The 19,654-nt window shown below is 61.8% G+C and carries 14 protein-coding genes and 1 pseudogene; 9 read left to right on the forward strand and 6 right to left on the reverse strand.

All coding sequences use genetic code 11. The features are described 5' to 3' along the window. The 5 genes and pseudogenes from sucB to OBACDRAFT_RS03975 form a co-directional block, all read left to right on the forward strand. The coding region (sucB, locus tag OBACDRAFT_RS03960; protein ID WP_112787760.1) for a dihydrolipoyllysine-residue succinyltransferase at window positions 1-750 on the forward strand (750 nt) is incomplete at its 5' end. A 140-nt stretch (window positions 751-890) separates the two neighbouring features. Further along, window positions 891-2,285, forward strand: coding sequence for a dihydrolipoyl dehydrogenase (gene lpdA, locus OBACDRAFT_RS03965; RefSeq protein ID WP_043583003.1), 1,395 nt, complete (start codon window positions 891-893; stop codon window positions 2,283-2,285). A gap of 160 nt (window positions 2,286-2,445) precedes the next feature. Next, window positions 2,446-2,586, forward strand: a pseudogene (locus OBACDRAFT_RS30520) (ATP-binding cassette domain-containing protein); the annotation flags it as partial. Next, complete coding sequence (locus OBACDRAFT_RS30525; RefSeq protein ID WP_425601733.1) at window positions 2,543-3,352, forward strand: ABC transporter ATP-binding protein; 810 nt, start codon at window positions 2,543-2,545, stop codon at window positions 3,350-3,352. The pseudogene OBACDRAFT_RS30520 and the gene OBACDRAFT_RS30525, both read left to right, overlap by 44 nt. Window positions 3,353-3,494: 142 nt before the next feature. Continuing rightward, window positions 3,495-4,400: an ABC transporter ATP-binding protein gene (locus OBACDRAFT_RS03975; protein WP_198529843.1), complete on the forward strand. Its 906-nt coding sequence runs from the start codon at window positions 3,495-3,497 to the stop codon at window positions 4,398-4,400. Window positions 4,401-4,618: 218 nt separating this feature from the next. Here OBACDRAFT_RS03975 and OBACDRAFT_RS03980 read toward each other — a convergent pair whose 3' ends face one another. From OBACDRAFT_RS03980 to OBACDRAFT_RS03995, 4 genes are all read right to left on the reverse strand, one after another. Beyond that, window positions 4,619-5,569: an IS110 family RNA-guided transposase gene (locus tag OBACDRAFT_RS03980; RefSeq protein ID WP_157836912.1), complete on the reverse strand. Its 951-nt coding sequence runs from the start codon at window positions 5,567-5,569 to the stop codon at window positions 4,619-4,621. Window positions 5,570-6,102: 533 nt separating this feature from the next. Then, the gene (locus tag OBACDRAFT_RS03985; protein WP_043583005.1) at window positions 6,103-8,082 is read right to left on the reverse strand and encodes a heparinase II/III domain-containing protein; all 1,980 of its coding nucleotides are present in this window, start codon (window positions 8,080-8,082) and stop codon (window positions 6,103-6,105) included. A gap of 49 nt (window positions 8,083-8,131) precedes the next feature. Next, complete coding sequence (locus tag OBACDRAFT_RS03990) at window positions 8,132-9,505, reverse strand: hypothetical protein (protein WP_232766620.1); 1,374 nt, start codon at window positions 9,503-9,505, stop codon at window positions 8,132-8,134. A 45-nt stretch (window positions 9,506-9,550) separates the two neighbouring features. Continuing rightward, window positions 9,551-10,306 (reverse strand): prepilin-type N-terminal cleavage/methylation domain-containing protein, encoded by a 756-nt coding sequence (locus tag OBACDRAFT_RS03995; RefSeq protein ID WP_043583007.1) that lies wholly within the window; start codon window positions 10,304-10,306, stop codon window positions 9,551-9,553. 63 nt (window positions 10,307-10,369) lie between these two features. Here OBACDRAFT_RS03995 and OBACDRAFT_RS04000 point away from each other — a divergent pair, with 63 nt between their 5' ends. The 4 genes from OBACDRAFT_RS04000 to OBACDRAFT_RS04015 all read left to right on the forward strand — a co-directional run bounded on the left by OBACDRAFT_RS04000 (window position 10,370) and on the right by OBACDRAFT_RS04015 (window position 15,169). Next, window positions 10,370-11,416, forward strand: coding sequence for a LacI family DNA-binding transcriptional regulator (locus OBACDRAFT_RS04000; protein ID WP_043583009.1), 1,047 nt, complete (start codon window positions 10,370-10,372; stop codon window positions 11,414-11,416). A 68-nt stretch (window positions 11,417-11,484) separates the two neighbouring features. Beyond that, complete coding sequence (locus OBACDRAFT_RS04005) at window positions 11,485-12,303, forward strand: hypothetical protein (protein ID WP_043583010.1); 819 nt, start codon at window positions 11,485-11,487, stop codon at window positions 12,301-12,303. Between the two features lie 280 nt (window positions 12,304-12,583). Further along, window positions 12,584-14,038: an MFS transporter gene (locus OBACDRAFT_RS04010; RefSeq protein ID WP_081721800.1), complete on the forward strand. Its 1,455-nt coding sequence runs from the start codon at window positions 12,584-12,586 to the stop codon at window positions 14,036-14,038. 27 nt (window positions 14,039-14,065) lie between these two features. After that, window positions 14,066-15,169 carry a hydroxyacid dehydrogenase gene (locus tag OBACDRAFT_RS04015; RefSeq protein ID WP_043583011.1) on the forward strand — a complete coding sequence of 368 codons (1,104 nt, stop codon included), beginning with the start codon at window positions 14,066-14,068 and terminating at the stop codon, window positions 15,167-15,169. 44 nt (window positions 15,170-15,213) lie between these two features. Here the strand turns inward: OBACDRAFT_RS04015 and OBACDRAFT_RS04020 are convergent, their stop codons facing one another. Continuing rightward, a complete protein-coding gene (locus tag OBACDRAFT_RS04020) occupies window positions 15,214-16,029 on the reverse strand; it encodes a DUF2334 domain-containing protein (RefSeq protein WP_232766624.1) in 816 nt (271 codons plus the stop codon). Between the two features lie 506 nt (window positions 16,030-16,535). After that, window positions 16,536-19,577, reverse strand: coding sequence for an excinuclease ABC subunit UvrA (locus tag OBACDRAFT_RS04025; protein WP_043583012.1), 3,042 nt, complete (start codon window positions 19,575-19,577; stop codon window positions 16,536-16,538). Window positions 19,578-19,654: the final 77 nt, after the last annotated feature.

Raw genomic sequence — 19,654 nt, forward strand, 5'->3', positions numbered from 1 at the left:
GCCGGCCCTCTCTCTCAAATCTCAAATCCCAAACCCCAAATCCCCGCCTCCACCCGCCAGACGCGCAAAAAACTCTCCCCTCTGCGCAAGCGCCTCGCCGAACGCCTGGTGCAAGCCCAGAACACCGCCGCGATGCTCACTACGTTCAACGAAGTGGACATGAGCGCCGTCATCGCCCTGCGCGCCAAATACCAAGACGACTTCGTCAAAAAGAACGGCGTCAAACTCGGCTTCATGTCCTTCTTCACCAAAGCCGTTGTCCACGCCCTCCAATCCGTCCCCGGCCTCAACGCCCAACTCGACGGCGACGATGTAGTGCAAAACAATTACTACGACATCGGCGTCGCTGTTTCCACCGACAAAGGCCTCATGGTCCCCGTCCTCCGCGACTGCGACACTGCCGGCATGGCCGACATCGAAAAATCGCTTGCCGACCTCGCCAAGAAAGCGCGCGACGGCAAAATCACCCTCCCCGATCTCGAAGGCGGCGTTTTCACCATCACCAATGGAGGAATCTTCGGCTCCATGCTTTCCACGCCCATCCTCAACGCCCCTCAAAGCGGCATCCTCGGCCTGCACGCCATCAACGAACGCCCCATTGCCGTCAACGGCCAGGTCGTCATCCGGCCCATGATGTATCTGGCCCTCAGCTACGACCACCGCCTCGTGGACGGACGCGAAGCCGTGACCTTCCTGATAAAAATCAAACAAGCCATCGAAGACCCCACCCGCCTCCTCCTCAATCTCTGAGAAAAGGAGTCAGGATGGGAGTAGTCAGGAGCCAGGAGCTAAAAGAATGTTGCGAGCACAGACCTGACCACTCCCTTTTTCTACCACTGCGCATCAACGCGCGCTGACACTCTCCCTTAACTCCTCCCATTCTTTCTCTCATGCAATACGACCTCATTGTCATCGGCGCCGGACCCGGCGGATATGTCTGCGCCTTTCGCGCCGCGCAACTCGGGCTCAACGTCGCCCTCGTCGAAAAACGCCTCACCCTCGGCGGCACCTGCCTCAACGTCGGCTGCATCCCCACAAAAGCCCTCCTGTCATCCTCCGAGCACTACACCTTTGCGCAAAAGCACGCCGCCGCCCACGGCATCAAACTCGGCTCTGTCGAACTCGACCTCCCCACCCTCCTCAAAAAGAAAAACGACACCGTCCTAAAACTCACCGCCGGCGTCGCCGCCCTCGCCAAAGCCCGCAAAGTCACCGTCCACACCGGCGCCGCCACCTTTTCCTCGCCCACGGAAATCTCCGTGCAGCCCGACGCCGGCGCCGCCACCACTCTCACCGCCAAAAACATCGTCATCGCCACCGGCTCCGCCCCCGCGGAGTTGTCCTTCCTCAAATTTGACGGCCACACCATCCTCTCCAGCGATCACGCCGTAGCCCTCGACACCGTCCCACGCACCCTTGCCGTCATCGGCGGCGGAGCCATCGGACTCGAACTCGGCAGCGTCTGGTCGCGCCTCGGCTCCGACGTCACCATTGTCGAAGCCCTCCCGAAAATCGCCGCCACCGCCGACGACGATATCGTCCGCCTCTACACCCGCCTCCTCGCCAAACAGGGACTCAAGATCGAAACCACCGCCACCGTCACCGGCTACGATCCCGCCACCGCCACGCTCACCGCCACCCGCGACGGCCAGCCCCTCGCCCCCATCCCCGCCGACAAAGTTCTCGTTGCCGTCGGACGCCGCCCCTACACCGATGGACTCGGCCTCGACAAAATCGGTGTCACCCTCGACGACCGCCGCCGCGTCGCCGTTGACGCCCAACTCCGCACCAACATCCCCGGCATCTGGGCCATTGGCGACGTTGTGGCCGGCCCCATGCTCGCGCACAAAGCCGAGGAAGACGGCGTGGCCGTCGCCGAATGGATCGCAGGCAAAGCCGGTCACACCGACTGGAACCTCGTCCCAGCCATCATCTACACCGACCCCGAACTCGCCACTGTCGGCCTCGGCGAAGACGCCGCCAAAGCCCGCGGCCTTGCCGTCAACATAGGCAAATTCCCCTTCTCCGCCAACGGCCGCGCCCTCGCCTCCGACGCCGCCGACGGCCTCGTCAAAATCATTGCCGACGCCACCACCGACAAACTCCTTGGCGCGCAAATCCTCGGACGCGGCGCCGGCGAACTCATCAGCGAAGTCGTCGCGCACATGGAGTACGGCGGCAGCGCCGAGGACCTGGCCCGCACCATCCACGCCCATCCCACGATGAGCGAAGCCGTGAAAGAAGCCGCCCTCGCCGTCAGCAAATCCGCCCTCCACGCGATTTGACAGTGAACAATGAGGCAGTGAACAGTGAACAGTGAACAGTGAAGCAGTGAAGCAGTGAGGCAGTGAACAATCCTTATCTGCCTTTTCCCCATTCATCGCTTCACGACCTACTGCTTCACTGTTTCACTGATCACTGCTTCACTGTTCACTGTTCACTGTAATGCCGCTTCTCACCGTCACTGATCTCCGCACCACCTTCCACACCCGCGCCGGCATCTTCCGCGCCGTGGACGGCGTGAGCTTCACCCTCCGGCGCGGTGAAATCCTTGGCATTGTCGGCGAATCCGGTTCCGGCAAATCCGTCACCTGCCACACCCTCCTCGGCCTCGTCCCCTGCCCCCCCGGACGCATCGAAAGCGGCTCCGCCCTCCTCGCCTCCCCCCCCCCCCCCCCGCGGCAATCACGCCCCCATCGACTTGCTCCGCGCTCCCCCCGCCACCCTGCGCGCCATCCGCGGCAAACGCATCAGCATGATCTTCCAGGACCCCATGACCTCGCTCAACCCCTACATGCGCATCGGCGAGCAAATAATAGAACCCCTCCTCATTCACGAAAACATCCGCCGCGCCGACGCCCTCCGCCGTGCCGAAGCCATGCTCGACGCCGTCGGCATCACCGACGCCCCCCGCCGCCTCTGCCAGTATCCGCACGAATTTTCGGGCGGCATGCGCCAGCGCGTCATGATCGCCATGTCCCTCATCACGCACCCCGACCTCCTCATCGCCGACGAACCCACCACCGCGCTCGACGTCACCGTGCAGGCGCAAATCCTTGAACTGATAAAACAACTCCAGGCGCGGATCGGCATGGCCGTCATCTTCGTCACGCACGACCTCAGCGTTGTATCCACTTTTTGCGAACGCGTGCTCGTCATGTACAACGGACGCATTGTTGAAGAGGCCCCCGTGCGCGACCTCTTCGCGTATCCGAAGCACCCCTACACCCGCGCCCTCCTCAATTCCATCCCCGCCCTCCAGCCCAAAGGCGCCCGCCTCCGCACCATCCACGACACCCTCGACCTCCCGCCCGCCGCCGATGGAACTGAAACCTCCCGAATCAACGTTTAACATCTAACATTTAACGCTTAACATTTAATATCCAACCCACCAATGCGCCGCGACCTCCGTCATTTAATGTTATGTGTTAAACGTTAAGTGTTAAATGTTCTCCGAAAAAACGCTCTGAAACTCATTCTCCGAACACCCGCCCGTGAGCCACAACCCGACCAACGCCACACCCATCCTCGAACTCCGTGACGTTCACACCTATTTCCCCATCACACGCGGCTTCATCTTCCGGCGCACCATTGGACAAACCCGAGCCGTTGACGGCGTCTCCCTCATCCTCCACCGCGGAGAAGTCCACGGCCTCGTCGGCGAGTCCGGCTGCGGCAAATCCACCCTTGCCCGCACCATCCTGCAACTCGTCCCCACGACCAGCGGCAGCGTCTGGCTCGACGGCCGCAACCTCACCACCTCCCCCCCCGCGGAAATCCGCCGCCGCCGCCGCGACCTCCAGATGGTTTTTCAGGACCCCTTCGCCTCGCTCAACCCGCGCATGACGGTTTACGCCACCCTCGCCGAACCCCTCCGCGTCCACCGCATTTGCCCCGTATCGGAAATCCCAGCACGCGTCGCCGCCCTCATGACCCGCGTCGGCCTCTCCCCGCGCCTCCAGAAAAAATACCCCCACGAATTTTCCGGAGGACAACGCCAGCGCATCGCCATTGCCCGCGCCCTGGCGATGGAACCCCGCGTCATCATCGCCGACGAACCCGTGTCCGCCCTCGACGTCTCCATTCAGGCGCAAATCCTCAACCTCCTTGCCGACCTCGTGCGCGACATGAACCTCAGCCTCATCTTCATCTCGCACGACCTCTCCGTCGTGAAACACATCTCCGACCGCGTATCCGTGATGTATCGCGGCAAAATCGTCGAGACCGGCCCCGCGCTCGACGTCATTGGAAACCCCCAACACCCCTACACCCGCACCCTCATCGCCGCCATCCCCCGCCCCCCAAGTGGCGCGGGCGTCTCGCCCGCAACCGGGTTCCCCGTAGCGCAGGCATCTTGCCTGCCATCAAGTCGATTGCGCGAAGCGCCGCCTCCCAAATAGCCGAACCAACAGAAAACAGAAAAAGTCACCGCGCTTCGCGCAACCTATGGATGGCAGGCAGGATGCCTGCCGCTACGCTGTGCCGCGGGCGTCCCGCCCCCCGTAGCAACTATCTTGGAGAGTGATTTTTTATGAGCTTGAGAAGTATGAGGGAGAGGCAAAGCAGTGGCATCGGAGGAAGGGGAGTCCACCGAGAGAGAAGAGCCTTGAACCGTCAATCAGGACGGGAGGGCAGCGGCGTAGGCCGGACGCAGCAGAGAGTTAAGGAAGATGAGGAGTTTTCTGGCGATGGCGACATAGGCTACGGTGGGAGGTTTGCCGCGAGCGCGCAGTTGTTGGTAGTGGAGACGGGAAGGCTCATGCCAGCGAGCGGCGACCATGGCGCACTGGTAGAGGACGCGGCGAGCGGGAGCGCGGCCACCTTGGATGATGCGAAGACCCTTGAGTTTGCCGGAGTCCCAGGGAAGGGGGGCAAGGCCGGCGAGCTTGGCGATCTGTCTGCGGTTCAGGGAGCCGAGTTCGGGCAGGTAGGCGATAAGGGAAAGGGCGCTGAGGATGCCCACACCCGGAGCGAAGCACAGGGTGTGGATACGCTCGAGCCAAGGCGCCGCCTGTTCGCTGTAGAGCCAAGCCTGCAGATCAAGTTCGAGAGCGAGGCGGTGGGAGCGCAGGGCGCGCACAACGCGCTTGAGTTGAAGAGCGCTCCGAGCACTGAGCAGGTTGTTGCGCATGTCGAAGGCGCTGATCTGTTCGACGATGGCATGGCGAGCCATGAGCAGGTCGCCCAGACGCCGCAGGGCGTCCGAGGGCACGGGCGAGGGCGCGGGGTGACCTTCGATGCCCAAACGCAAGAGAACACGAGCATCGATCGGATCGGTTTTTTCGAGTGTGCCGAGCGACTTGGCGAAGGCGCGGACTTGTGCCGGGTTCAGGCAGGTCAGGGCAATGGCGTTGAGGGCGCAGCGTTGTTGCAACAAACGGTGATGACGTCCGGTGGCCTCGCAGAGCAAATGGACGCCGGCTGGCAGGCCGGCCAGCCAGGAGTCCATCGCTTGCGGGCAATTGGGGACGTTGACGACTTTGGCAGCAAGAGTGCTGCAGACCGCGAGCGAGTCTTTGGCGACATCGACACCGACGTAATCAGTTGCGGGCAGAGGATACATGCTCATCCTTGTTTTGTCGGACTCGCCGGAGCAATTGCTTCGGTGGTCCATTCAACGGTTCGAGCGATTAACCAAAAGGTCGCCTGCGGTTCATGCTACCAGCGCTCTGATCCGAACGGATCAAGCAGGGGCGTCGACGAACTCGCAGGCGGCCGAGCCGTGAGGGCCTGCAGGCCCTCACGGCTCATCCGCCCGAGGCCTCCCCCCGTCGAACCAACTTGCGGGGGCAGTCCTCGACTGAACTCCCTCATCTTACCACATCTCCAAACAACAAGGGGCGTCGCTTGCGACGCCTGCGCACGCCATTCGATGCCACCTCCTGCAAACGCGGGCTTCGCAAGCGAAGCCCCTACGCGTGGCGCGGGCGTCCCGCCCGCTCCGGGTTCCCCGTAGCGCAGGCATCTTGCCTGCCATCGAGTCGATTGCGCGAAGCGCCGCCTCCCAAATAAGCCGAACCAACAGAAAACAGAAGAAGTCACCGCGCTTCGCGCAATCTATGGATGGCAGGCAAGATGCCTGCGCTACGCGGTGCCGCGCCCCTACCGCACCTCCGGCACAATCAACACGCGCAATATCCCCTCGCGCACGGGCTCTGCAAAATCGATTCCCACGCGAGTCCCCGCCGGAGCCTGCCCGGGCACGATTCCCATGATCGGCTCCTCGCGGACAACCAAACCCACGTGCCTCCCTCCCCCCCCTGCCTCCTCCGCCGCATACGAAATCACCACGCCCTCGCGTCCCTCGCGCACCACGAACCGCTGCGCCTGCACATCCACCGCCTCCCGCGCCTGTTTGCCGCGCAACACAATCGCCGAGCCAAACGACTGCGGAGCCGCCCCCGCCCGGAAACGCACCCGGTCCACAATCTCCAGACTCCCTCCCCCCTCGCGTCGAAACACAAACGTCCGCGTCAACCGCTCCAATTCCGGCACATCGTAGGCGCTCGTCAGATCGATTTCCCAGGCATCCTCCGTATCGGAAAAATCGTTACGCACCGTCACCGCCTTTGCCTTGGCTCCCGTGCGCTGCAACATGCCTGCCACGCGCGGCACGGGATGCCCGAAGGAATTGAGCACTCCACTCGTATAACGCTTTGAGCTAAACGTGTCCTTCACGTAAGTATCGCCACCCAGGTCGGTCAGCACACGCCGCCCATTGCACACGACCACAAACGAGCCGAGATCGTTATGATTATGCGGCTGACCGTTGTGCCCGCCCTTGAACGCCGCCGCCAGCCCGCGCTCCGCCACACTCCGCCGCACGACCAATGCCCCGCCATCAGGAAACCAGTCGCGCAACGGCAAAACACCCGCCACCTTCGCATTCCCCCTGCCTCCTGTTTTACCCGCCGCCGCCGCCAGGCGTTGCAGCGAGACGTCGAACGCCATCTGGTAAAGCGAACCACGTGCGACATCCGGCGTCCCTGCCGCCGTGCCCAGCCCGAAGCGAACCGCGATAAAATCCGCCAGCCAGCCCGCCGGCTTTGCCGAAAGCGCAACGTCACTAAAACCCGGATACACCCCGCCCGCGATTTGCCAGCGCGCCCCAAACTCCGCGATGCGGCGCACCTTGCCCTCCGCCAGCAGATTGACCCTGTCCCCCGTCGCCAGCCGCAACGCCTCCGCCCCCATGATATAGTGGCCGAAACCATAATTCCAGTAACCCAGCCCCTCATGACAAAACCCATCGTTGCCAAACCCAGCGATGAACCGGCGAGTCCCCGCCTCGAACGCCGCCGCGAACTCCGCCCGTTCCCGCGCATCGTCCACCAGCAGCAACGCCGCCCCGAGCACGCCCGCATTGCAAACCGCATTCCAGTTGTTGGTTGTGTCCAACCACCACCAACCACGCGCATCCCCTGCGCGCACTCGCTCCAGATACGGAGCCAGCACGCGCTCGCGGACCTCGCTCCGTATCCGTTCGCGCACGACAGCCGGAAGCCGTTCGCCGAGCAGCCAGTCCGCCGTTGCCAGAGACCACGCCCGCATCGACGCGCCCAGATCGACATGCGCCCGCGCGTCGGCGGCGCTGGCGAACTGCGCCGAGTGCGCCGTCATCGCCCAAGTCGGCTCGCTAAAGATCGCCGCCAGTTCCGCCTCGATCAACGGCAGGAACCCATTCGCTGCCGTGCCCGAATCCGCCAGTCCCTCGGCCAGCGTGAACGTTCGCAACCGCTCCATCCGCGCCTGATAAGGACGCTCGAACGGTTTGCGTTGCCCCGTCTTTTTGAAGTCATCGTAAAGCTCTGGCGTCAGCGCCGGTATGGGTTCGTCCGCCAGCTTTTTTGCGTTCCGAACGACGTTGTTCACATCGTTCGCGCTCACCCGCCCCCGCCAGTAATCGCGATCTGCAAACGCCGGCGTGAAACCGGCGCGTGGCGTCGCCGCGATCCACTCGGCAAGCTGCGTGACGCGTGCGGTGTCGGCCACGAAACCGACGCGCTCCGGTTGCGCCGCCGACGCGCCCGATGCGACAAATGCGGGACTGCACAAAATCAAACAGCCGAAGAACAATTTCATCGAAAGCGGGGGAAACAGTGAAATCACCATTCAGGCATCTTGCCAGTCCTCACCTGCCAGTCGATCCCGAACCTGCCAGCGACGGCGACAGAATCTCGCTCCACCACGCACTCACCCACGGCCAGCCTTTCACCATTTTCCAATTAACATCGTAGAACCTGCCGTGCGAAAAGCTGCGATATCCGTGCTTCAGCTTGAACAACAGATCCTCCGAGCCGACCGTCATGGCGGAACTCAGACCGTCATCCTTGCCCGGAGCCGGCCAAAGCCCGCGCGCATAAAGCGTCACCGCCGTGGCCATGTCGATCGTCCATCCCTCCCAAACATAGCGTGCGCAACTACGGAAATTGCTGCCCCGTTTTGCCCCCTGCGAAGTAAGAAACTCGTAACACATGCCGCGCCGCCCCTCCCACGGCGAAACCAGTGGCCTTCCCTCCGTATCCGTATCCAAAATACGTGTAAACTCCCCCTCTCGTCCCGACACCGGCAAGCTCGATTTCACCTCATGCGCGAACATTTTCCGGGCCAGCTTCGCGTAAATCGGCCAGGGTTGATCGACACGGTGTTGCCCATAAGTGAAAGGATTCCCGCGGACACCGCGACCGGTCCCTGCCTTCGGATTGTCCGCATAAAAAGGGCCACCCTCCATGAGCACGCGCCGCGTCTCCGGCGAATGCGTCCAGGCGGCGATGATGTTGGTGAAATTCGCGGCGCGCAGTTTTTCGACAAACGCGTCGAAATCGAATTTCTGGAAAAACGCATCAAGCGTGTCCTGAGTGTCATTAACATCAAAATACCAGCCAGCCGCCATGGCAGCGGCAACGTAGCCCTCGACGTGATTGGGATTGAAAGTCTTGGCCGTGTTGATGTCGCCATCGATCATGCAGCGGTAGTTGTTGTCGTCATCCACGTTGAAGTTCGCGGCCACGGCCAGCGCCTGCATCAGGAGATCTGCGCGCGCATGTTCGTCATCCGACAACAGGTTCCAGACAGAGGGCGTGTGCCGCGCGAGCGCGAGCGTCCAGGCGAAAGGTCCGTGCGTCCAGCCGCCGAGTCCCCCCTGGCATTCGGGCTCCGTGCCTCCTGCAATTATTTTTTGGATACGCGTGGCAACCGCTTCGTTCAGGTCGGGTGCGTTGGTTGCGGACGTTGCGGAGGGATTGGCATAGGCTGCGAGGGCGAGCGTGTGGAGCGCGCAGGTCTGGTCGATCTCGCGGTAACGCTTCTGGAATTTATAACGCCAGACGGGCGCGGGTTGCGCGAGTGCCTGCGCGATCACGTCGTCGGAAAACTTCACGACAGGACGGATGTTTCCGTCATTCGCCGTGAGAACCGCGGGGATGAAAACCGCCAGCATCGCGGAGGCGGCGGACGTTGCGAGAAGACGGCGAAGGTTGTTTTTGTAAATAATTGATGCATTCATTTTTGCATGAAACTCGGGGGGGGGGGGGAGAGAGAGAGAGAACATTCAAGGCGACGGCGGATTATTCCAATCCGCCCACAATTTGTTCCATTCGTCCTTGGTGCCATTGCCGACGTTCAGGCTTTTCACATGCCAGTCAAAAAAGAGGACGTTGCGGTAGCTGCCGTGTATCGGTTTTTCCGGGATTGTAGTGAAACTATTGATACCTTGGTCAATGTCCCACACGGCGCGCATGCGGGACGGCGTGGGCAGATGCTCCCACAAGCCAGGTGGTTTTTTAGGATTGTTGTCGGAGTCCACCCCGGCGTTTGCGTCTCCGAAACTGTATTTTGTCTGCCCGTCAACGGTGTAGGAACTGCTGATGCCAAAAAAACGGGTGTCACTGGATTGCCCGCTCTTTTTGAACCAGCCGGGACAGGCAAAAACCTCGGAGCGCCTGGACACACCAGCGGCAATGCGCGGCATTCCCATGTAGTGATAAATGTAAGAGCCAAGGTGCCCGTTGTCGCCGCTGCCTTTGTAGTAGCACGTCATGCTCGAGTAAAGCGGACCGGGCAGCATGCCCTTGTTTTCGGTGACAAACGCGGCAAGACCGATGCTCATTTGCCGCAGGTTGGAAACGCAAGTAACGCGCTTGGCGGCCACGCGCACCCGGGCTGTCACCGGGAGAATGATCGCAGCCAGAATGCCGATAATCACGATGACCGTGAGCAATTCGACTAGCGTAAATCCCTGATTAATACGGCGGTTAAATTTACCATGAGGAGAACGGGAGGGGGAAAGAAATGCGCGGGGAATCATAGCGGAAATGAAACAAGCGAGTTTATTCTGGTTTAGCGATCTCGCGCTTGTTATCTCAGGATAATGAAAACCGCCCAAAATTCGCTTCCCCGCGTCACGCACAAGGATATTGCCCGGAAAATGGGTGTTCACCGCACCACGGTTTCGATGGCATTGCGCGGGCATCCCGGCATCCCGCCAGAGACACGCGAGCGGGTTGAGAAGCTGGCCGCCGAGATGGGTTACGCGCCCGACCCGATGCTTTCGGCGCTTTCGGCATATCGCAGTTCGCGCCGCCCCGCCGCCTTCCAAGGCACGCTCGCCTGGATCGTCAACTCCTCCGGCAACCACTCCTTGCGCCAATGGAAAAGTTACCGCGATGGAGCCGAAGCCAGCGCGCGGCGGCACGGTTTTTCGATGGAGACGCTGGACATGAACACTCCCGATATGACACCCGCCAGACTGGCGAAGATGTTGCGCGCGCGTTCCATCTCGGGGCTTCTCCTATGCCCGCAGCCGCGCGCCCGCATCACGCTTGATTTTCCGTGGGAGGATTTTTCGGCGGTGACGTTTGGATACACGCTGGCGCAGCCCTGCCTGCACACCGTGGTGCCCGCCCAGTATCGCAACCTCACGCGCATCATGCGCGAACTCCTGCGCCGCGGCTACCGCCGCATCGGACTGGCGCTGCACGACAAACACAACGCCCGCACGGATCACAACTACCTCGGCGCCTGGTATGCCGAGAGCCACTTCCTGGCCTCGCGGATCGAACCCTTGCTCTTCGATACCTGGCCCGACTACCGCAAACAGCTCGAAGTCTGGTTGCGCAAGTGGCGTCCCGACGCCATTATTTCCGGCGCACCCCAGATCATGACCCACCTTGACAACATCGGCATGGCCGTGCCGGAGGACGTGGCCGTTGCCTGCACCACCCTTGGATTCTTCGAGGGCAACGATGATTCGGCGATCGCAGGGATTAACGAAGAGTCGGGTTACGTTGGCGAAGTCGCGGCCGATTTCCTCGTCGCCATGATGCAACGCGGCGAACGCGGCATCCCCGGCAATCCGCAACGCATCCACGTCGAGGGGACTTGGTTCGAAGGCAAAACCGTACGCCCGTTATCCTGAGATAATGGCAAGAAGATTGTGTGGGAGCCTTGGGGGAGATGTTTCTGTCTCAAGCAACCCGCACACCCATGAAAACACCCAAGTTCGCCAAAACAAAAACCCTGCCTGCAACGCTCGTGGCATTCGCCACCTTCCTCGCCCTCGGAAGTTCCCTTCACGCCGCCGATACGCCCGTCAATCTCGTCCAGTGGACGTTTGGTTCCAATCTCAACCCCTATTCGGTCTCGTCTGGAATCGTCGCCCCCAGCTTTTATGCGAGACCCAAAGGCAACATCGTCGGTGCAGGAACCAGCAACACCTGCGGGTTATCGGTTTTCGAGCGTGGAGCAACGGATTCAAATCTCAGGACATCCACCTCTGCCTGGGGTGGTGGTGGTTCCAACCCGACTTTTAGTCTGACAACGGCAACGGCCAGGGAAAATTACTTTGAATTTGTGATCACTCCGAAAGCGGATTACCAAGTCACGCTGGATTCCATTGATTTCAAGTCGATGGCAGTCATCGACCCTCAAGGAAGAGACACCGTAAAGCATCTCGGTTTCTGGTTGGTATCCTCAAGTGACGGTTTCGGCACCGATAGCGGCACCCTCCTTGCCTCCGGTTACTACAAAGACGGTGACACGGATAGCACGCTGCAACTGGGCTCGGCCAACTATGTCAATTATTCCATCACGTCTTTTGCCGGCACCGTTCTTACGCCCGGAGAATCCGTTACCTTCCGCTTCTACGTGCAGGCCTCCAGCACCTATTCTTACGTTTATTTCGACAATCTCGTCGTTACCGGATCGGTCGCACCGTGGGCAGCGCCTGCCGTCCCGGAACCCACCACCTGCGCCGTGCTCATCGGCATCCTCGCTCTCGCCATCGCGACCCTTCGTCGCCGCTAGAGCATTTTACTCAAAACTGTAGTCGTTGTCTTAACGGTAGGGAGGCCTCTCCGAGGCCTCCGAAACCACGTTCCAACTACCTATGAGTTTCGCTTCCTCACACTATGCTCACGGAGGCCTCGGAGAGGCCTCCCTACCAGTTAGGTAATGGCTACAGATTTATTTAAAATGCTCTAATTTAACGGAGGAGCGGCGGTTTCCAACCGCCGAAACTGGAGCAGATGCTGGCACCACCCGGCGGTTGGAAACCGCCGCTCCGCTCCCCCTCCCCCCCTCACCGATGCCCGCACCGCACACACCTCGCCTGCCGCCCGCAGCCGCCTCCGACGCCGCCGTTGCCGTTGCCGAATCCCCCGCCATCGCACCCGCGCCCGCCGAGCCGAAAAAAATCTGGCGCGTCGGCACCCTCACTTACACTACAGGCGGTCTGATCGTGCTGTTTTGCTGGCTGCTCTTTGGCGACTTCTCGTGGTCCATGCGCGACCGTTCAGTCGGGCCGATGGCCCACTGGTATCTGAATCACCTCAAGGTTCCCAATTATCTCTTCGCCCTGCTGCTCGGCTCGTTTCCCGCGCTTATCAGCGTCGTGCTCAGTCCCATTATCAGCGTAAAGTCGGACCGCTGCCGCAGCCGCTGGGGACGCCGCATCCCGTTCCTGCTCGTGACAACGCCAATCGCCGCCCTCGGCATGATCGGCGTCGCCATCACGCCCATCATCGCGCGCTGGACGCACACCAACCTCTTCCCCGAACAAAACGAAATGGTGGTCGCGGTCGTGTGCTTTGGTATCTTCTGGGCCGCCTTCGAATTTGCCACCATCGCCGGTCACTCGGTCTTTGGCGGACTCATCAACGATGTAGTTCCGCGTCCACTACTCGGGCGTTTTTACGGACTCTTCCGCGCCGTGAGCCTGATCGACGGCGTGATCTTCAACTACTGGATCATGGGCAAGGTGCCCGACCACTTCACACTCATCCTTACCATCATCGGCGTGTTCTACGGCACGGCCTTTCTCTGGGTTTGCTTCAAGGTGAAGGAAGGCACCTATCCCCCCCCTCCCCCCCCCGCGCCCGCCGCGAAGGCGGGACAAAAGGCCGGCGGCTTTTTTCGGGAGACAAAACGCTACTGCAAGGAATGCTTCACCAACCCGTATTATCTCGCGATCTTCCTGCTCCTGAAAATCGCGCTGATGTCCTTCGGCCCGATCAACATGTTTGCGATCCCCTACGCGCGCAGCCTCGGCGTGAGCATGGACACCTACGGGAAATGCGTCTCGCTCTCCTTCGTCATCTCGCTCTGCCTCACCTGGTTTCTCGGCTGGGCGGCGGACGTTTTTCATCCCCTGCGCATGGCCATCGGTTCGCTGGCGGCATACCTGCTCCTGATGATTCTGGGCGTGTGCTGCGTCAGCACCGCCAACGGCTTTTTGGCCGCGTGGGTGGCGCACAGCGTCATTTCCGGCTGCTACTACACGAGCGCGGCCTCACTCGCGCAACGCCTCTTCCCGCGCGGACGTTTCGCACAATTTTCCTCGGCGGTCGGCATCTTCACCGCCGCCGCCAGCATTACATTCAGCCCGCTCGTCGGCCTCCTGATTGATCGGACGGGCGGTGTCTATCGCTATACTTTCGTGGTCGCCGCCGTGGTGACCACGCTGGCGCTGGTGGCCGGCTTTTACGTCCACGGCAAATTCATGAAACTTGGCGGCCCGAAAAATTATGTGCCGCCCGAATAGACCCGCCGAAACGCACCTGTAAATCTAATGATCGCTGAACCTATCGTTGTTCCTCCTCCCTCCCCAGCCCGCGCTTGCGCGGCGCCGGCCCAATCACGAGTTCTTTTCGCCATCGTCCGGCGCGAGCAGGAGCTTTTCATTCCCGGTTTTTCCATTCCAGAAACGTTCGCTAACGCTGATTGTGTATTTCCTGAAACACTACCGACCAGGGCCGAACCCGCCGCATGGCGCGCCTTGCTCGAAGACGTCCGGCCCGAAGTGCTCGTATCCGCATGGCGCACACCGCCGCTCCCTGCCGACTGGATCAATGGCAGCAACGGCGATGGCGTTGACAACGAGGCCTGTCCGCTGCGCTACATTTGCCATCTTGCCGGCAGCGTCCGTCAAAAAGTGCCGCGCGCGTTTCTCGAACGCGGCGGACTCGTCACCAACTGGGGCGGTCAGGTCGCCGAGCAAGTTGCCGAACACGCCCTCCTGCTCGCCCTCTCCGCGCTGCGCCGCGCTCCCGCATGGATGGGGGAAGCGAGCGTGGCGTCCGCGAACAAGATGCGTATCACAAATTCGGATACAAGAACACTTTTCAGGCGTCGCATCGGCGTGCACGGCTGCGGCGGTGTGGCTCGCGCGCTGGCGTCCCTGCTGCGGCCCTTCACCGACGACATCGCCTGTTTTTCCACGGGCGTCCCCGCCGACGTCATCCGCGCGGCCGGGATGCACCCGGCCGCTTCGCTGTCCGAACTGTTTACCGGCAGGGACGTGCTCTTCGAATGCGAGGCCCTCACGCCCGCGAACACGCAATGCGTGGACGCCGCCATGCTGGCTCGACTTCCCGACGGTGCGCTTTTCGTGAACGTGGCCCGCGGCCATCTCGTGGACGAAACCGCCTTGTTGCGCGAAGTCCGTTCCGGGCGTCTCCAGGCGGCGCTTGATGTCCTGACCATCGAACCCGTGCCGGCGGATTCCCCCTGGCGCAAACAGCCCGGTGCGATTTATTCGCCGCACATTGCCGGCCCCACCAACGACATGATGCCGCGCATCGGCACCGTCGCCCTGCAAAACGTCGAGAACTACCTTGCCCGCCGCCCGCTGACCAACCTCGTGACACTCGAACAATACGACCGCGCCACCTGACATAAAATTCGACAGTCCCCCTCCCCTCCCCCCCCCCCCCCCAATCACGGAGAAATCAAAGACGGCAGTTCGGATGGGAGCACAAATTTGCAGCCGCGCTCCGCCAGATAATCCACGATGCGAACGAACTCCTCGAACTTGTCGTCATCCCAGCCGCCCGGATGCCCCTGAATGACAAAATAACGAGGCCGGGGCTCCTTGCGCATCTCCGACTCGAAGCCCTTCATCAACGCGGCGAGATTCGGTTTGTGAACGGGTTTTTCGATGTTCACGGAGCCCACCCGGCGCGCCACGAATTTGCCAGCGGTGTCCTTGCTATTTCCATACAACCAGACGCGGATGTCGGGGACCTCCGCCAACATGCGGGCGGTCGTGGCATCGGTCGCATTAAAAGGCGCTCCAAAGGCACCAAACGTGATCCCCAGCTTTTCCTTCGCGAGACGCTGCCCGCGGAGTAACGAGTCGAGCTGTTTCTCATAACTGCTCTGGGAAAACTCCGTGAACTTAACCTCACCCTCCATCCAACTCTTATGCGTGTAACCGTGGTTCCAAAATTCGACCAGACCGCTGGCGGCGATTTTTTTCAGGCCATCAAAATAATCCGGATTATCCGCAACGAGCGAATTGCAGATGATCCCGATGGAGAGCTTCACATTTCGTTCGACGGCGAAAGCCGCGATCCGTTGCCAACGAGGAGGCACCTTGCCCTCGTGCGCCTTCATGTCGTCCAGTTTAAGGACGATCAACGGCGCGTTCGCTCCGGCAGACGCCGGTTCTGATGGAGTCTCAGCCGCCACACCGTCACTGCCGGCGAACATGAGAAGCGCGGCAAGCAAGAGGCCAAAAAGGAAGGTGTTCAAATGATGCGCGGCGCGCACCAGAACCGAAACCAACCAGGCGTGAACAAATGGGAATGAAAAGAAACAGGGCGGCATAACGCCATGCAGGTTGAACACGACAAACCCTGTGGCGAATCCTAACTCATTCTCTCAGGCGAACAGGCGAGTTCACCCGGAGACAAAATCCAGCACGCCCCTCCCCCCCCTCCCCCCCCGCTCCGCATCGTCCGCGTCGGCACGCCCCATCCCTCCGCAATTCCAAATTAGAGCATTTTAAGTTGAGATGTAGCCGTTGTCTTAACGGTAGGGAGGCCTCTCCGAGGCCTCCGAAACCACGCTCCATCTACCTATGAATTTCGCATGCTCACACTACGCACGGCGGAGGCCTCGGACGGAGCGCAGCAGCGCGGAGATGGCATCGCCGAAGGCGATGGCCCGAAGGGCTGCCCTCGGCAGAGGGCACAAAGGCCTCCCTACCAGGTATCAAATGGCTACAGCTTAAATGAAATCTCTCTAATTTTTGCAGATCAAATATTTCTGGCCCCGGCTGCGCGCCAACGTTTCAACGCCTGGCCGGTGAGGCTGCGCGGCTCCTGCTCGATGCCGGGACGCGGGCCGGCGTAGATCAATTCGCCGCCCGCGGAGCCGCCACCGGGTCCAAGGTCGATGAGCCAGTCGGCTATATTGATGACGTCGAGATTGTGCTCGATCACGATCAACGTGTTGCCCGCGTCACGCAGTTTGAAGAGCAAGTCCATCAAGTGCTGGATGTCCACCCAGTGCAGGCCTGTCGTTGGTTCGTCGAGGATGTAGAGCGTGGCGCCTTGCTGACGTTTGCTCAGCTCAAGCGAAAGTTTTAACCGCTGCGCCTCGCCGCCGCTCAACGTCGTGGCGGACTGGCCGAGCGTGAGGTAACCAAGGCCGACGGCGTCGAGCGTGGCGAGCTTGTCCATCACGCGCGGGATGTTGCGAAAAAGGTCGATCGCGTCGCGCACGGTCATGGCGAGAACGTCGGCAATGGACTGGCCGTGGAAAAGGATTTCGAGCGTCTCGCGGTTGAAGCGGCGTCCCTCGCAACTGGGGCATGGCGCGTAGGCATCGGCCATGAATTGCATGTCGAGCTTGATGACGCCGTCGCCCTGGCAGCGTTCGCAACGTCCGCCGCGCACGTTGAACGAGAAACGGCTGGCCTTGTAACCGCGCACCTTGGCAAGCGGGACTTGCGCGAAAAGATCGCGCAACAAGTCGAGCAGTCCGGTGTAGGTGGCGGGATTGGAGCGCGGCGAACGGCCAATCGGCGACTGGTCCACTTGCACGAGTTTTTCGAAGAAATCGAGGTGCTCGATGGCGCGGTGGGGAGCGGGGTGGATTTTGGTCGCGCCGTTGAGCTTGCGCGCGGCGGCGGCGGCAAGGATGTCGTTGACGAGGGTGCTCTTGCCGGAGCCGGAGACGCCGGTAACGCAGGTGAGGAGGCCGGCGGGGAAGCGGGCGTCGATGCCGCGCAGGTTGTTGGCGCGGGCTTCGCGCACGGTGAGGAAAGCGCCGTCGGGCGGTTTGTTGCCAGCGTCGTTGGTGATGGAGATTTTGCGCGCGAGATAGGGGCCGGTGCGCGTCTGGCGGGCGGGGGCGGCGCTGAGCGCGGCGGGTGTACCTTGAAAGAGGATACGTCCGCCCTCGGTGCCGGCTTCGGGGCCGAGTTCGATGATTTCGTCGGCAATGCGCATCGTGTCCTCGTCGTGTTCGACAACGACGACAGTGTTGCCGCGGTCGCGGAGTTCGCGGAGGGTGTCGAGGAGTTTCCGGTTGTCGTGCGGATGGAGGCCGATGCTGGGTTCGTCGAGCACGTAGATGACACCCATGAGGCCCATGCCGAGTTGGGTGGCGAGGCGCACGCGCTGGGCTTCGCCGCCGCTGAGTGTGTCGTAGTCGCGGTCGAGCGTGAGGTAACCGAGGCCGGTTTCGAGGAGGAAGCGGAGGCGGTGTTCGATGCCGGTGACGATTTCACGCAGGGCTTCGTTGGCGGAAAGCGTGGCCGAAAGTTCGGTGGCGAGGGCGTGCGCCGCGGCTACGTCGAGTCGGAAAAAATCGGTGATGGCGAGGGGGGGGGGGAGTGGCGCGGGCGTCTCGCCCGCAGGTAGGGGCGTCGCTTGCGACGCCCGCGCACGCCATTTGATGCCGTCTTCTGCATACGCGGGCTTCGCAAGCGAAGCCCCTACGCGTGGCGCGGGCGTTTCGCCCGCGCCACTCGGACTCGGATGCGGGCGGGACGCCCGCGCCACGGTGACGGCACTGCTGCGGGCGTTCAATCGCACGCCGTGACATTCGGGACATTCGTCGCTGATCATGTAGGTCATGAGGCGAGCGCGGAAGCCGTCGCTGTCGGTCTCGCGGAAGCTCTCCTCCAAGTCCGCGATGACGCCCGCGAACGGCATGGCGCGAGGCTCACGCATCCGTTTCAATTTGAAGGCAAACAGACGCTCGCCCGCGCCGTGCAGGATCGTGTTGCGGGTGCTTTCGGGGAGGTCTTTCCAAGGGGTTTCGGGGTCGTAGGGGAGTTGTTCGGCGAGCTGTTTGAGGAGGGCGTTGTGTTTGATGATGAGATTTTTTCCCCCGATGCGCCACGGTTTGATCGCGCCCCCGCGGACCGACTTTTCCGGATCGGGCACGATGAACTCCGGCACGAAACGCAACTTGCGTCCGATCCCCCCGCACGTGGGACAAGCGCCCTCGGAGTGGTTGAAGGAAAAATGCCGCGGCGTGAGTTTCTCAAACACATCGCCGCAGACTTCGCACGCCAGCGACTGGCTCAGGTGGTGTTCAGTCCAGGGATCGGCGGCATTGCTTTGCGCGAGGAGGATGACGCGGTCGCGCCCCTCGCGGAAAGCCAGTTCGAGCGAATCGGCAAGGCGGCTGCGCTGGTCCTCGCTGGCCACAAGGCGGTCCACGATGAGGTCCACTTCAAGCTCGCGCGTGCCCGTCGGGATGAGGCGGGGGTCGTCGAGGGTTTTGATTTCGCCGTCGATGCGCACGCGCAGGAAGCCGCGCTGACGGAGCCGGGGCAGTTCTTCGCGGAGCACGCTGGGGCGGGCCTTGATGGCGGGAGCAAGCAGCATGATGCGCTGGCCGGGCACGTCGCGGAGGATGCGGGCAACGTTGTCATCGAGCGAGCGTTGCACGACACGGCCGCCGTCCTTGGGACAGCGTTGCTCGCCGTGGAGTGCCCAGAGGAGGCGGGCGTAGTCGGCGATTTCGGTGACGGTGGCGATGGTGCTGCGCGGGGAACCGCCGCCAGTGCGCTGCTCGATGGCGAGGACGGGCGAGAGGCCGTGGATGAAATCGACGTCGGGACGCTTGAGTTGTTCGAGGACCTGGCGGGCCTGCGTGGAGAGCGACTCCATGTATTTGCGGTATCCCTCGGCGTAGAGGGTGTCGAAGGCGAGCGACGACTTGCCGGAGCCGCTGGGGCCGGTGATGACCACGAGGCGTCCGCGGGGAATGCGCAACTCAAGGTTCTTCAAGTTGTGTTCCCGTGCGCCTTTGATGTGGATGTGTGTCGCGGCCTGTTGCATCGAATCGACAGGGAAAGCGAAATCGGGCGCGGCTAAACAAAAATCACGTCCTCCGTCGCTCGCTTCCTCCCCCCCCG

The organism is Geminisphaera colitermitum TAV2 (genome assembly GCF_000171235.2).
Taxonomy (GTDB): Bacteria; Verrucomicrobiota; Verrucomicrobiia; order Opitutales; family Opitutaceae; genus Geminisphaera; species Geminisphaera colitermitum.